This window comes from Aeromonas bivalvium (genome assembly GCF_046078285.1).
GTDB classification, from domain to species: domain Bacteria; phylum Pseudomonadota; class Gammaproteobacteria; order Enterobacterales; family Aeromonadaceae; genus Aeromonas; species Aeromonas bivalvium.
Genome location: NZ_JBGXBV010000004.1, coordinates 246,850 through 259,930 on the forward strand (window position 1 = coordinate 246,850; position 13,081 = coordinate 259,930).

At 65.0% G+C, this 13,081-nt stretch carries 13 protein-coding genes and 1 pseudogene; 7 read left to right on the forward strand and 7 right to left on the reverse strand.

The features are described 5' to 3' along the window. The first annotated feature begins 35 nt into the window (after nt 1-35). Nucleotides 36-1,172 carry an ABC transporter ATP-binding protein gene (locus ACEUCR_RS12160; RefSeq protein ID WP_041996453.1) on the forward strand — a complete coding sequence of 379 codons (1,137 nt, stop codon included), beginning with the start codon at nt 36-38 and terminating at the stop codon, nt 1,170-1,172. A 258-nt stretch (nt 1,173-1,430) separates the two neighbouring features. On the opposite strand, the pseudogene ppk2 reads toward ACEUCR_RS12160, so the two are convergent. After that, a pseudogene (ppk2, locus tag ACEUCR_RS12165) lies at nt 1,431-2,183 on the reverse strand (polyphosphate kinase 2); the annotation flags it as partial. A gap of 189 nt (nt 2,184-2,372) precedes the next feature. Between ppk2 and ACEUCR_RS12170 the strand changes: the two are divergent. Further along, a complete protein-coding gene (locus ACEUCR_RS12170; protein ID WP_041996615.1) occupies nt 2,373-3,173 on the forward strand; it encodes an alpha/beta fold hydrolase in 801 nt (266 codons plus the stop codon). An 84-nt stretch (nt 3,174-3,257) separates the two neighbouring features. On the opposite strand, the gene ACEUCR_RS12175 is transcribed toward ACEUCR_RS12170, so the two are convergent. The 3 genes from ACEUCR_RS12175 to ACEUCR_RS12185 all read right to left on the reverse strand — a co-directional run bounded on the left by ACEUCR_RS12175 (nt 3,258) and on the right by ACEUCR_RS12185 (nt 5,516). Further along, a complete protein-coding gene (locus ACEUCR_RS12175; RefSeq protein ID WP_408790423.1) occupies nt 3,258-4,067 on the reverse strand; it encodes a MipA/OmpV family protein in 810 nt (269 codons plus the stop codon). A 135-nt stretch (nt 4,068-4,202) separates the two neighbouring features. Next, nucleotides 4,203-5,273: an AI-2E family transporter gene (locus tag ACEUCR_RS12180; protein WP_041996460.1), complete on the reverse strand. Its 1,071-nt coding sequence runs from the start codon at nt 5,271-5,273 to the stop codon at nt 4,203-4,205. A gap of 9 nt (nt 5,274-5,282) precedes the next feature. After that, a complete protein-coding gene (locus ACEUCR_RS12185; RefSeq protein ID WP_041996463.1) occupies nt 5,283-5,516 on the reverse strand; it encodes a sulfurtransferase TusA family protein in 234 nt (77 codons plus the stop codon). 119 nt (nt 5,517-5,635) lie between these two features. Here ACEUCR_RS12185 and bepA point away from each other — a divergent pair, with 119 nt between their 5' ends. Beyond that, nucleotides 5,636-7,090, forward strand: coding sequence for a beta-barrel assembly-enhancing protease (gene bepA / locus ACEUCR_RS12190; protein ID WP_041996467.1), 1,455 nt, complete (start codon nt 5,636-5,638; stop codon nt 7,088-7,090). Between the two features lie 66 nt (nt 7,091-7,156). Here the strand turns inward: bepA and ACEUCR_RS12195 are convergent, their stop codons facing one another. Then, a complete protein-coding gene (locus ACEUCR_RS12195) occupies nt 7,157-7,603 on the reverse strand; it encodes a TlpA family protein disulfide reductase (protein ID WP_408790425.1) in 447 nt (148 codons plus the stop codon). 173 nt (nt 7,604-7,776) lie between these two features. Between ACEUCR_RS12195 and arsC the strand changes: the two genes are divergently transcribed. Both arsC and ACEUCR_RS12205 read left to right on the forward strand, forming a co-directional pair. Further along, the gene (gene arsC / locus ACEUCR_RS12200) at nt 7,777-8,127 is read left to right on the forward strand and encodes an arsenate reductase (glutaredoxin) (protein ID WP_408790428.1); all 351 of its coding nucleotides are present in this window, start codon (nt 7,777-7,779) and stop codon (nt 8,125-8,127) included. Beyond that, entirely contained in the window at nt 8,124-8,504 is a 381-nt protein-coding gene (locus tag ACEUCR_RS12205; protein ID WP_041996473.1) for a DUF2069 domain-containing protein, read from the forward strand. Before arsC ends, ACEUCR_RS12205 begins: the two co-directional genes overlap by 4 nt. A gap of 69 nt (nt 8,505-8,573) precedes the next feature. On the opposite strand, the gene ACEUCR_RS12210 is transcribed toward ACEUCR_RS12205, so the two are convergent. Beyond that, nucleotides 8,574-9,908 carry a metal-dependent hydrolase family protein gene (locus ACEUCR_RS12210; RefSeq protein ID WP_111872979.1) on the reverse strand — a complete coding sequence of 445 codons (1,335 nt, stop codon included), beginning with the start codon at nt 9,906-9,908 and terminating at the stop codon, nt 8,574-8,576. A gap of 164 nt (nt 9,909-10,072) precedes the next feature. Beyond that, nucleotides 10,073-10,678, reverse strand: coding sequence for an acyl carrier protein phosphodiesterase (locus tag ACEUCR_RS12215; protein ID WP_111872980.1), 606 nt, complete (start codon nt 10,676-10,678; stop codon nt 10,073-10,075). 426 nt (nt 10,679-11,104) lie between these two features. Between ACEUCR_RS12215 and ACEUCR_RS12220 the strand changes: the two genes are divergently transcribed. Beyond that, nucleotides 11,105-11,884, forward strand: coding sequence for an ABC transporter substrate-binding protein (locus ACEUCR_RS12220; RefSeq protein WP_408790577.1), 780 nt, complete (start codon nt 11,105-11,107; stop codon nt 11,882-11,884). Nucleotides 11,885-11,942: 58 nt separating this feature from the next. Continuing rightward, the gene (gene iadA / locus ACEUCR_RS12225) at nt 11,943-13,073 is read left to right on the forward strand and encodes a beta-aspartyl-peptidase (protein WP_408790430.1); all 1,131 of its coding nucleotides are present in this window, start codon (nt 11,943-11,945) and stop codon (nt 13,071-13,073) included. Nucleotides 13,074-13,081: the final 8 nt, after the last annotated feature.

The following is a 13,081-nucleotide window of genomic DNA, read 5'->3' on the forward strand; positions in this document are numbered from 1 at the left end:
TCACGATTTGCAAAGATTCAAGAGCGGAGCTCGTCATGGCTGAAGTAGTACTCAACAACGTTCGCAAGAATTACGATCCGGCGGTTCACAAGGACACGCTGCGCAACATCAACCTCTCCATCAAGGAAGGGGAGTTCATCGTCTTCGTCGGCCCGTCCGGCTGCGGCAAATCCACGCTGCTGCGGATGATCGCGGGTCTGGAGGACATCACCAGCGGCGAGCTGACCATAGGCGGGCGTTACATGAACGACGTGCCCCCGGTGGAGCGCAACGTCGGCATGGTGTTCCAGTCCTACGCCCTCTATCCCCACATGAACATCTACGAGAACATGGCCTTTGGCCTCAAGCTCAAGAAGATGGGGAAAGACGACATCCACAAGCGGGTGATGCGCGCCGCCGAGATCCTCGGCCTCGAGCCCCTGCTCGAGCGCAAGCCCAAGGCCCTCTCCGGCGGCCAGCGCCAGCGGGTGGCCATCGGCCGTTCCATCGTCCAGCAGCCCCAGGTGTTCCTGTTCGATGAACCCCTGTCCAACCTGGATGCCGCCCTGCGGGTCAAGATGCGCATCGAGATCGCCAAGCTGCACAAGGAGCTCAACTCCACCATCATCTACGTGACCCACGACCAGATAGAGGCGATGACCCTGGCGGACAAGATAGTGGTACTGAGCCCGCTCAAGGGGGAGGCCACCAGCAACCTGGAGCAGTTTGGCGCCCCGCTCGATCTCTACCACAACCCGGACAACAAGTTCGTGGCCGGTTTCATCGGCTCCCCCAAGATGAACTTCCTCTCTGGCGAGCTGGCCGAGATAGGCGAGCAGGAGTGCCTGATCAAGCTGGCGTCCGGGGATCGGGTGCGCGCCCGGGTCGACGCCCGGCGCGGTGCGGTCGGTGACAAGGTGGAACTGGGGGTGCGCCCCGAGCACCTGGTGACCCTGGATCACCCCCATGCCGACAGCAAGGTGACGGGTCTGGTCCAGGTGGCAGAACACCTGGGGGCCGAATCCTTCGTCTACATGGAGGTCGAGGGGCAGGACTTCACCGTCAAGGCCAATGCGGACATAGCGGTGAGCAGCGGGGAGTCCTACAGTGTCGGCATCCCGGCCGAGGCCTGCTACCTGTTCGATGCCAGGGAGCAGGCGTTCCCCCGTACCGCCAAATACATTCGCGGCTGATGGTGCCGCCCCTTGCTGATTGTCATTCAATGCCTTTTTGCCGGCCCTCTGGGCCGGCTTTTTATTGGCGGCGAGATGAGGGGCTGGGCCCATGGCAGGGCCACCTTGGCCCTGCGTCCGTGATGAGCCCGGCTAGGGGGTGTTCTTGCCCGCGCCGCCCTTGCCTCTGGCGGGTTTCGTCTTGCGCTCCCCGCTGGGCTTGCCTGGCGCTTGCTTGGCTTGTTTGCTCTGGGGCTCATGGTCCTGGCTGGCCTTTTTGCTGCGCAGACGCTTGGCCACATCCGGTACCAGGGTCTGCATGGCGAGGGCGGGGCGCTCGTAGCCCTGGTTGTCGATGGGGGGCAGGGTGACGGGGGCGTACTCTATGGCCTGATAGGGGATCTGGCCGAGCAGATGGCTGATGCAGTTGATGCGGGCGCTGCGCTTGTCGTCGGCCTCGACCACGAACCAGGGGCTGTCCGTGGTATCCGTGTAGATGAACATGTCGTCCTTGGCCCGGGAGTATTCGGCCCAGCGCGAGCGGGACTCCAGATCCATGGGACTGAATTTCCAGCGTTTGATGGGGGTGTTGATCCGGTCGAGGAAACGCTTCTCCTGCTCTTCATCCGATACCGAGAACCAGTACTTGAGCAGGGTGATGCCGGCGCGGGTCAGCATGCGCTCGAACTCGGGGCAGGCCCGCAGAAACTCGCGATACTCGTCATCGCTGCAAAATCCCATCACCCGCTCGACCCCGGCCCGGTTGTACCAGGAGCGATCGAACAGCACCATCTCGCCGGCGGCGGGCAGGTGGGCGGCGTAGCGCTGGAAGTACCACTGGGTGCGCTCCCTGTCCGAGGGGGCCGGCAGGGCGGTGACCCTCACCACCCGCGGATTGAGGGGCTCGGTGATCGCCTTGATGACGCCCCCCTTGCCGGCAGCATCCCGCCCTTCGAACAGCACCACCACCTTGAGCCCCTCTTGCTTGACCCATTCCTGCAACTTGACCAGTTCGGCCTGCAGGGGCTGCAGCGCCGCCTCGTAGGCCTTCTTGCCCAGCTTGTGTCCGTTTTCCTTGCCCATGTGTCTCTCCTTGTTGATCTCTTGCCAGCTTGCCCCACTCGGCCACCCTGTGCCAGGGCCATATGGTAAACTTGGCTCCACATCACAGGCGCGGCACCATGAGGGTGGCCCCGCCAGATCCGCTTGTTCGAGGACATCATGAGACAGTTTGTGGAGATTGACGCCAGCCCGCTCGCCTATCTGGATGAGGGACGGGGGCCGGCCATTCTGTTTGGCCATGGTTATCTGATGGATGCCGAGGTGTGGCGTCCCCAGCTGGAGGCGCTCAAGGGGCGCTATCGCTGCATCGTGCCCGAGCTGTGGGGGCACGGCCAATCTGGCCCCCTGCCCGCCGCCAATGGCAACCTGACCGATCTGGCCGGCCAGATGCTGGCGCTGATGGACAGGCTGGGCATAGAGGAGTTCGTGCTGGTGGGCCAGGGCCTGGGGGGCTGTTGGGGCGTCGAGCTGGCGAAGCTGGCGCCGGCGCGGCTGCGGGGCCTGGTGCTGCTCAACTGCTTCGTCGGTTGGGAGCCCCAGGTGAGCGGGACACGCTACCAGGGCTGGTTCGATGAGATGGAAGCGGCGCGGCGGGTGCCCAGCGTCATCGCAGCCGAATGGACCGGCCGCTATCTGGCCCATCAGCCGGCCCCCCTGTTGCAGCAGGCCATGATGACGCGGCTCGACCAGTGGCCACCCGAGCGCATCGACTCCCTGGTGCGGCTGGGGCGGCACTGGGTGGGGCGAGAGGATCGCATCGAATGGTTGCAGTATCTCTCCCAGCCGAGCCTGATCATCATGGGGTGCGAGGACGGGATGCACCCGGTGCTGGAGGGGTATCTGATGGCCGAGGAGCTGGGCTGCCCTCTCAGGGAGATCCCCGGGGCCGGTCATCTGGCGAGCCTGGAGCGGCCGGAGGCGGTCACCACGGCGCTCGAGGCCTTCCTCGCCGTGCTGTGAGCGGGCGTTGATCTGGCCCGACACGACAACAGGCCCCCATCATGGGGGCCTGTTGTCGTCGCCTGGGGGCCCGCTTGCCCGGGTTTACCAGATATAGCCCAGCCCGACCCCGGCATAGAGCTCGCCGCCATGTTGCACCAGGGGGCTGTCGGCCACGTCGTCATCATAGCGTTCGTAGTTGATGCCAAAGCCGCCAATCCAGTGGGGGCTGAAACGGTAACTGCCGATGATGGAGGCCATGGGGGAGAGGGTAGTGCCCGTGTTCCACTGCTCCCGCCCCGGCGCCACCTCGTCGTCGGAGACACCGCCGAAATAGTAGTTGGCCAGGTTGTGGCTGCGCAGCATCAGGCCGGCCCCGGGCATGAGCAGCAATCTGCCGCGCACTATGGGGAAGTTGGCCCAGGCCATCACCTCCTGGCCCTTGCTGTTGCCCGTGACATCGCTGGTGGCTCGCAAGGTCAGCAGGGCATAGGGGGTGACGAGATCGGCGCCGAATCCTGCCTCCAGCTGGCCTTTGCGTTTGTGGATGCCATCGAAGAAGGGGTCATCATCCGGATCCAGGTTGCCAAAGCGCACGCGGCCAAAGCCATAGGTCGACAGATTGCCGTCCCGGGAGAGGTAATAGCGGGCCCTGTCTCCCAGATACATGAGGTTGTCACCAAAATAGAGGGCCCCCGGGATGGGCAGCAAGGTGTCATCCTGGTGCTGATAGCGCGCCTGACCGCCGATGAAGGCGCCGCCCAGCACCAGTCCCTTGGGAATGGGGCTGGCCGGACTGTCGCTGGCGAAGACGCTGAGGGCCCCCAGGTCGATATCGGCCAGGGCGGGGGTGGCCAGCAGCAGGGCCAACAGGCTGACAAGGGCGGTGGGGCGCCGCGTGCGGACAGAGGGCATGGAGAAATTCCTTGTGATCCATGGACAAGGGGGCTCGGTCAGACCGGGCCCGGGTGGATGCTGCCAGTGAAGCCTGTTTTTGCGATCCCTTCAAGCCCGGGCGCCATCGTCAGGGAAGAGGCCCAGGCCCTGGACTCAGCCCGCAGGCTGGGTCTCTTCATCCCGCTTGGGCCAGGCATTGATCACCGCCTTGACCAGGGTGGCCAGGGGGATGGCGAAGAAGACGCCCCAAAAACCCCACAGGCCGCCAAACACCAGCACGGCGATGATGATCACCACGGGGTGCAGGTTGACCGCCTCCGAGAAGAGTAGGGGCACCAGCAGGTTGCCGTCGAGGGCCTGGATCACCAGGTAGGCGACCATCAGCCAGGCAAACTCCGGGGTGAGGCCCCACTGGAACAGGGCCACCATGGCGACCGGTACCGTCACCACGGCCGCGCCTATGTAGGGGATGAGCACAGAGAGGCCGACCGCCACCGCCAGCAGGGCGGAGTAACGCAGCCCCATCAGGGCAAAGGGGATATAGGTGGCGATGCCGACGATGAGGATCTCGATCACCTTGCCTCGGACATAGTTGATGATCTGATCGTTCATCTCCACCCAGACCCGGTTGACCAGGGTGCGATTGCGGGGCAGGAAGCGGCGGATCCCCCCCAGCAGCACCCCCTTGTCCTTGAGCATGAAGAAGACCATCAGCGGCACCAGGATCAGGTAGATGAGCAGGGCGACCAAGTTGATGAGGGAGCTCAGGGAGGCGCTCACCAGCTTCTCGCCACCGCTCAGGATGCGTTGGCGTATGTTGTCGATCAGCGTCTCCACCAGGCTGATGTCGATGAGCTCGGGGTACTTCTGTGGCAGGGTGCGCACCGCGTCCTGGGCATGGGCCAGCATGGCGGGGGACTCCTTGGCCAGGTTGATCCCCTGACTGAACAGGGTCGGCACCAGGCCGAGCAGGGCCAGCACGGCGAGCATCAGAAACAGCAGCAACACCAGGGCGGTGGCCGGGGTGCGGCCCAGGCCCAGTCGCTGCAACCGGCTCACCGGCCACTCCAGCAGGTAGGCCATCACCACGGCCACCAGCAGGGGCGCCAGTATGTCGCCAAACAGCCAGAGGGTCGCGAAACAGAACAGCAGCAGCAGGAAGAGGGTGACGGCGTTGGGATCGGAGAATCGGGTCTGATACCAGCGCTTCAGGACTTCAAACATGGGTACTCCTCAACAACAGGGTGGCTCCCCGACCGTCAGCTGCAGCTGCAGGCGCGCAGGGGTCTGCTGGCACAGCACCACGGCATGGCCCTGGCGCGTGAGATAGGCCGGAATGTCCCGTCGCGAGCCGGGGTCGGCCAGGCTGATGGCCAGGGCCTGGCCCGGCGTGGCCTGACGCAACCAGAGTTTGACCATGATGAGTGGCTCGGGACAGCGATAGGGGGTCAGATCCAGGTGCTCCATAACGGCTCCAGCGGGCGAGACGCCGCTATTATGGCCGCGATGGCGCCCTGAAACAACGCTTGTGGGGCGCGGGGGGCGAAGGTATCCTGCCGAAGACCCTATTTGGAGATAGCGATAACGTGGCACGTTTTTCCCCCCTGACGGCAAGCATTCCCCTGTTGTTCTCCCTGATGAGCGCCAGCTTCACCGCCCAGGGCAACAACCAGCTGCCCGACATCGGCACCGCCGGCGTCGCGGCCCTGCCCATCGAGCAGGAGGTGCGCTACGGCAATGCCTTCATGCGCTTCGCCCGCGCCGGTCTGCCCGTTATCGACGACCCCGTGCTTAACCAGTACATAGACGATCTGGGTCAGCGCCTGCTCACCAACGCAGACGGGGTGCGATTCCCGTTCACCTTTTTCCTGATCAACGACCCCAGCATCAACGCCGCGGCCTTCCTCGGCGGTCGGGTCAAGATACACACTGGCCTGTTCCTCTACGCCGACAGCGAGAGCGAACTCGCCTCCGTGCTGGCCCACGAAATCACCCACGTGACCCAGCGTCACATCGCCCGCTATCTCGAGTCCAAGGCGAGCAGCACCGCCATGACCCTGGCCGGGCTGGCGGGCTCCATCGCCCTGGCGGTGATCAATCCCACCGCCGGCATCGCCGCCCTGCAGACCACCCTCGGCCTCTCCATGCAGTCGGCGATCAACTACACCCGGGACAACGAGTACGAGGCGGATCGCATCGGCATGAAGACGCTGTATGACGCCGGTTTCGACCCCAGCGGCATGGCGACCTTCTTCCAGAAGCTGGCGGCGGAGTACCGCTATGCCAGCAAGCCCCCCGAGATGTTGCTGACCCATCCCCTGCCGGAGACCCGCATCGCCGAGGCCCGCGCCAGGGCCGCCAGCTATGGCAAGCGCAACCTGGCTCCCAGCCTGGACTTCTGGTTCGCCAAGGTGCGGATCCAGGCCCGCTTCGGTACTGAGCGCCAGGCGGCCCTGCTCACCTTCTTCGAGCAGCGCATCGCCAAGGGGGATTACCCGCTAAAAGATGCCGCCCTCTATGGCAAGGCCCTGGTGCTGCTCCAGCTCAAGCGCATCGATGAGGCCGACCTCATCATGAAGGAGCTTGCCAGCCGTCATCCCGAAGATCTCTTCATCCTGGATGGTCAGACCGACATCGATCTCGCCAAGGGGCGCGGCAGTCAGGCCATCGCCCGCCTCGAGCAGTTCCGGCGCCGGATGCCGGACAACGAGGTGGTGGTCATCAACCTGGGCAACGCCTACCTGGAGAGCGGCAATGCCGCCAAGGCCATCGCCATCCTGGACCCCTACGCCCGGGAGCATGAGGAGAACAGCCTGACCTGGGGCCTGCTGGCGGATGCCTATCGCAAGGCGGGCAGGATGGAGGAACTGCACATGGCGCGGGCCGAGACCCTCTCCCTGCGGGGGGACTACCAGGCCGCCATCGACGAGCTGATCGTGGCCCGTGGCACCACCAGCAACAAGCTGAGTCTGGCGCGCATCGAGGCGAGGATCACCGAGCTGGAACGGGAGAAGAAGGCCCTGGAGAGCCTCAAGATGTGAAGGGCCAGCCGCCGCAGAGGGCGCAGTGGGTGACCACTGCGCCCTTTTTGTTGCGCGGGCGGCATCTCATGGCTGCGGGAGCGTCAGGGCCGCGAGGCGCGCGTCATCGAGCTCACCCACCAGGGTCTGCACCAGCTTGCCCTCGCCATCGAGCAGGTAGCTGGTGGGCAGCTGGCCCGGGCGCGGGAAGGGGAGAGGGGCGCCGCCGTCGTTGCGCTGCATGATGGGTACCCGGATGTCGTGACGGCGGGCGAGCTCGTCGAGCTCGGCCGAGGTCATGGCATCGAAGCTCAGGGCCAGCACCTGCACCCGCCCCTCGGCGTGCAGGGCGTTGAGCAGGGGCATCTCCCGCAGGCAGGGAGCGCACCACTGGGCGAAGTAGTTCACCAGGAGCGGCTTGCCGGCAAACTGGCTCAGGCTGACCGCCTCGCCCCGGGGATTGCTCAGTTCGGCTGGCGGGCGGCAGGCCCCCAGCAGACAGACCAGGGCCAGCGTCCAGATGGTTCTTGGCATCCTCTCCTCCTCGTGTGCGGTTGACTCTGTGGCGGATCGCACCCCTGATGGGGCAGTCCCGGCACAAGTTGATAACGGTCCGGTTTCATTTCATCAATGGGAGACGGCCTCCCGGCTTTGCCATACAATAGCGCCGTTTCTTTCCCTCTCATGCGATAAATCAGGGAGTTATCATGAGCGAGACCCAAATTTACCACAATCCACGCTGCTCCAAGAGCCGTGAGACCCTGGCCCTGCTCGAGCAGCACGGCATCCAGCCCGAGGTGGTGCTCTATCTGGAGCAGGCCCCGAGCGAGGAGACCATCCGCACCCTGCTGACCCAGCTGGGCTTTGCCGATCCCCGCCAGCTGATGCGTACCAAGGAAGATCTCTACAAGGAACTGGGGCTGGGGGAGGCGAGCGGCGATGCACTCATTCGCGCCATGCACCAGCATCCCAGGCTCATCGAACGCCCCATCGTCATCCGCAAGGGGCAGGCCCGCATCGGCCGTCCCCCCGAGCAGGTGCTGGAGATCCTCAAGTGACCACCTTTGCCGCCCGTCTGCTGACCCTGGTCGGTTTCCTCGGCCTGCTGGCCTGGGTCATCATCTGGCACGTCTGGCTCTCTCCCCACCCGGATCTCAACCCCTGGTTGCTGCCGGTGATCTGGACCGTGCCCCTGCTGTTCCCCTTGAAGGGCATACTCCAGGGCAACCCCTATACCCACGCCTGGGGCAACTTCGTGCTGATGCCCTACTTCCTCCATGCCCTGACCCTGATCACCACGGATGAAGGGGAGCGGTGGCTGGCGGTGGTGGAGCTGGTGTTCACCATCCTCGCCTTCGTCGGCACCATCTATTATGCCCGCCTGCGGGGCCGTGAGCTTGGCCTGAGCATTCGCAAGAAGAAAGAGCAGGCCTGACGCCATCTGGCTGGCAGAACACCCTAAAAAAGGCCCCTTTCGGGGCCTTTTATTTGTGCGGATCAGGGCTCAGAGGCTGTTCTTGTAGATCTTGCCGTCCTTCATGATCAGCTGGAAGTTGTTGGCCGGATCGGCCACCAGGGCGAGATCCTGGAGGGGATCCCCCCTGACCAGCAGCAGATCGGCCAGCGCCCCCGCTTCCACCACGCCGAGTCTGCCCGGGTAGGGGTTGCGCGGGCCCGAGAGGGCCAGCAGCTCGGCATTGTCATGGGTGGCCATCTTCAGCACCTCGGCCGGGGTGTACCAGGTGCCCATCCTGGCCAGCATGGTGCCCTGGCTGGCTGCGGCCTCGGCGCTGAACAGGGCATCGGTACCGAAGGCGGTCTTGATGCCGTACTGCCTGGCCAGGGCGAAGGCCTGATCGGTGCCCTTGTACATCTCGAGCTGCTTGAGGCGATTGGCCGAGCCCTCAGGGAAGGGGGACTTGCGATCGTCGGTGAAGGGTTGCAGGCTCCACCAGACCCCCTTTTCGGCCATCAGCCTGGCGGTGGCCTCGTCGAGCATCTGACCGTGATCGATGCACTTGACGCCGGCCTCGATGGCCTGGCGCACCGCCTTCGGGGTGTAGGCGTGCACGGTCACATAGGTGCCCCAGTTGTCGGCGGCCTCCACGGCGGCGCGGATCTCCGGCACTGTGTACTGGGTCACGTCGATGGGATCATAGCTGGAGGCGACACCACCGCCCGCCATCAGCTTGATCTGGGTGGCGCCCAGGGCCAGCTGCTCCCGGGTGCGCTGGCGTACCGCATCCGGGCTGTCGGCGATCATGGCCGCATTGGTCCGCTCGCCGAAGGAGTATTGCCCCGCCAGGGCCGGCAGCTCGTTGGGCAGACGAAAGTCGCCGTGACCGCCGGACTGGGAGATCATGGCGCCAGCCGGCCAGATCCGCGGTCCCTGGATGAGGCCCATGTCGATCCCCTTCTTGAGGCCGAACACGGGACCGCCGAGGTCACGGGCGCTGGTGAAGCCGCGCATCAGCATGTCGTTGGCGGCCCTGGTCGCCGCCACGGTGGCGAAGGTGATGTCATTGGTCAGCAAGGCTATCTGTGGCAGGGTGGCGAACATCAGATGGGTGTGGGCATCGATGAGGCCCGGCATCAGGGTCTTGCCCTGGCCGTCGATGCGCTGCACCTCGCCCTCTACCTGGATGGGGCCCTGGCTGATCCGGCTGATGAGATTGCCCTCCACCAGCACGGAGGAGGGGGCGCTGAGGGAACTGCCCTTGCCATCGAAGATGCGCACGTTTTCAAACAGGATGGCGGACTTGGCCGGCTCGGCGGCCTGGGCCGGGCCCCCCGTGAGGAGGGCGCCGCACAGGACGCCACAGAACAATCGCAGTGACATGAAGAGGTCTCCTTGGGTCTTGATGGCTGGGATCCTGGTCTGGCTCTGCGCTGTCGGCCTGGATCCAGACAGCAGTCTCCTCCCTTTTTGGGTGTCATAAAAGCCCCATTCTGATCGCGGCCCCGTTTTCCTTTCCCGCCAGCCGGCGCAGACGGGCCCCGGCCTCATGGGGCCCTGGTGGCGCGGTAGTGGACGAGTTGTTGCGCGCTGTGCTCCATCAGCTGGGGATAGAAGCGCACAAAACCCTGCTCGCAGGCATGCCAGGCCCCCTCGTCCAGGGTGGCGAGGGCCTGGCCCAGGGGGAGTGGACGGCGCAGGCGGCGGCCTATGCCGTTGAGGGCCTGACTCAGCCCCTCCCGGTGCCGGTAGGAGGCGATCCAGTCCTGCTCCGCCATCCGCCTGAGGGGCATTGGCAGCCCATCCGGCAGGCGGGCGTGATCCGCCAGCAGCTGACCATAGCTTTGCTGCAGGAAGCGGGGCAGGGGATCCGGACTGAATTGCTGCCAGTGGCAGCAGAGCCAGTGGTCGTAGAGCATGTCCACGACAATGCCGCCAAAGCGGCGCCAGGGGGGCGCGAAGCAGGCGACCGCCGCCCTGTGCTCGGGGTGGGCATCGGTGAAGGCGTCTATCTTGCGGTGCAGCCAGACCCCCTCATCGAAATGGGCCGCGAGGCCCGTCGGCAACGGGCCCTTGATGAAATCCCCCAGCAGGTTGCCGGTGAGAGAGCTTTGGGTATGGGCCGCCAGATGCAGGTGAGCCAGAAAATTCATGGGATCAGGGTCGTTGGCAGGTCGATGGCAAGGTGCTCAGAGCCTAGAGGATCCTGGTTCTGTTGGCCATGGCCAGGATTTTTGCGATGGTCCCACAAGCCCCTCTTGCAGGGCAAATTTGGGGCGTGCTAAGGTGGCTCTCATCTTTGTCACAGGACGCGACAGACCATCATGATGCGCAAAGCCAGAGGTTTCTTTCTGGCCTTCTACTTCAAGCCTTTCTACCTCTCCGAGTGGTTCGACGAATAGATCGAGGCCCCGGAGCAGCTCATTGACCCCCGCCGATCCGATCATTGATACCTTCTGATCATTGGTACCCATAGGGGCTGATCTCGCTCATCCGCGTTTTGCCGTTTGTTGGCCATCGCCTGCCCATGCTTGCGATGCCCTGACCGCGCCTGTGCGCTTTGTAATGGAGTACTCATGATGAATACCAAACTGACCCTGTCAGCCCTGTTTGCTGCCTGCCTGCTCACCACCCCCGTCACGGCCAAGGAGTGGAAAACCGTGCGCTTCGGTGTGGAAGGCGCCTATCCCCCCTTCTCCTGGACCGATGCGTCGGGGGAGATCAAGGGCTTTGACATCGATCTCGCCAACGCCCTGTGCCATCAGATGGCCGTCAAGTGCGAGCTGGTGGCGCAGGATTGGGACGGCATGATCCCGGCCCTGCTGTCGCGCAAATACGACGCTATCATCGCCGCCATGTCGATCACCGACGAGCGGCGCAAGAAGGTGGATTTCACCGAGAAATATGCCCATATCCCCAACCGCTTCGTGGCGGCCAAGGGCACCGAGCTGGCGCTGACGCCGCAGGGGATGGCGGGCAAACGCATCGGTGTGCAGCGCGCCACCACCCACGACAAGTACCTGACGGACAACTTTGGCTCTGATGTCACCATAGTGCGCTACGGCAGTGCCGACGAGGCCTATCTCGATCTGAAGGCGGGCCGGGTGCTGGCCTTGCTGGCCGACGCCTCGGCCATCGATCAGGGGCTGCTCGGCAAGGCGGGCGGAGACAAGTTCGAGTACGTGGGGCCAGCCCTGACCGATCGCCAGTGGTTTGGCGACGGCATGGGGATTGCGGTGCGCAAGGGGGATCAGGATCTCAAGGCCAGGCTGAACGAGGCGATCAAGGCCCTGCGTGCCAACGGCAAGTATCAGGAGATCAACCAGAAGTACTTTCAGTACGATATCTATGGCGATTGATGGGTAACAGGCAGAGGGAGCCTGCTCCCTCTTTTTTCATGCAGCAAGGAGAGAGCCCATGTTGACCCTGATCGAGGGTGCGGAAATTCATAGCCCGGCCCCGCTCGGCCAGCAGGATCTGCTGGTGGCCGACGGCCGCATCGCCTGGCTGGGCAAGGGGCTGACAGTCCCCCCTGACTGGCCGCTGGTGCGCGTCGACGGTCGTGGCCGCTACCTGGTGCCCGGGCTGGTGGATCCCCTGGCCCACATCACGGGGGGCGGTGGGGAGGGGGGCTTTGCCTTTCGTACCCCTGAACTCGCGGCGGGAGAGGCGCTCAAGGCCGGTGTCACCACGCTGGTGGCGGCGCTCGGCACCGACAGCCTGACCCGCACCCCGGCCCAGGTGCTCGGCAAGGTGCGCGAGTTTCGCGCCGCCGGGGTGAGCGCTTATATGTATACCGGCTCCTATCACCTGCCGGTCAAGACCCTCACCGGCAGGGTGGAGTCGGACATCATGCTGATCCCCGAGGTGCTGGGGGTGGGGGAGCTGGCCATCAGCGATCACAGATCCAGTGCGCCGTCCCACGACGAGCTGGCGCGGCTGGTGAGCGAGGCGCGGGTGGCCGGGCTGCTCGCGGGCAAGAGCGGGGTCAGCTTCTTCCACGTCGGGGACGGCCGCGGGGCCCTGGCGCCGCTGCGGGCCCTGCGCGATGGCACCGACATCCCGTTGCGCCAGCTCTATCCCACCCACTGCAACCGCAACCCCTGGCTCTTTGCCGAGGCCATCGACTGGGGCCGGGCGGGGGGCTGGATCGATCTCACCACCTCGAGCTTCCGCGAGCTGCTGGACGATGGCGAGCAACTGGCGGCAGAGGCGCTGGTGGCGCTGCTGGCGACCGGAGTGCCTGCCGATCGCATCAGCTTCAGCTCGGATGCCAACGCCAGCCTGCCGCGCTTTGACGGCGAGGGGCACCTTGTGGAGATGCGCTGCGGCCAGATTGCCAGCCTGTGGCAGGAGTGCGTCCGCGCCTGCGCTCTCGGGGTGTCGCTCGAGGTCGCTCTCGGGGTGGTCACGGCCAATCCGGCGCGGGCCCTGGGACTGGCGGGCAAGGGGGGGATCGGGGTGGGACAGGATGCGGATCTGCTGCTGATAGCGCCGGAGCACCTCGCCATCGAGAGGGTGATGAGCGGCGGCCGGTGGCGAGTCTAGAGGTGACA

Excerpts from the sequence above, each read along its gene's own strand:
- ACEUCR_RS12160 (WP_041996453.1), top strand. The coding sequence starts at position 36 with ATGGCTGAAGTAGTACTCAACAACGTTCGCAAGAATTACGATCCGGCG.
- ACEUCR_RS12170 (WP_041996615.1), top strand. The coding sequence starts at position 2,373 with ATGAGACAGTTTGTGGAGATTGACGCCAGCCCGCTCGCCTATCTGGAT.
- ACEUCR_RS12175 (WP_408790423.1), bottom strand. The coding sequence starts at position 4,067 with ATGCCCTCTGTCCGCACGCGGCGCCCCACCGCCCTTGTCAGCCTGTTG.
- ACEUCR_RS12180 (WP_041996460.1), bottom strand. The coding sequence starts at position 5,273 with ATGTTTGAAGTCCTGAAGCGCTGGTATCAGACCCGATTCTCCGATCCC.
- ACEUCR_RS12185 (WP_041996463.1), bottom strand. The coding sequence starts at position 5,516 with ATGGAGCACCTGGATCTGACCCCCTATCGCTGTCCCGAGCCACTCATC.
- ACEUCR_RS12195 (WP_408790425.1), bottom strand. The coding sequence starts at position 7,603 with ATGCCAAGAACCATCTGGACGCTGGCCCTGGTCTGTCTGCTGGGGGCC.
- arsC (WP_408790428.1), top strand. The coding sequence starts at position 7,777 with ATGAGCGAGACCCAAATTTACCACAATCCACGCTGCTCCAAGAGCCGT.
- ACEUCR_RS12210 (WP_111872979.1), bottom strand. The coding sequence starts at position 9,908 with ATGTCACTGCGATTGTTCTGTGGCGTCCTGTGCGGCGCCCTCCTCACG.
- ACEUCR_RS12215 (WP_111872980.1), bottom strand. The coding sequence starts at position 10,678 with ATGAATTTTCTGGCTCACCTGCATCTGGCGGCCCATACCCAAAGCTCT.
- ACEUCR_RS12220 (WP_408790577.1), top strand. The coding sequence starts at position 11,105 with ATGAATACCAAACTGACCCTGTCAGCCCTGTTTGCTGCCTGCCTGCTC.
- iadA (WP_408790430.1), top strand. The coding sequence starts at position 11,943 with ATGTTGACCCTGATCGAGGGTGCGGAAATTCATAGCCCGGCCCCGCTC.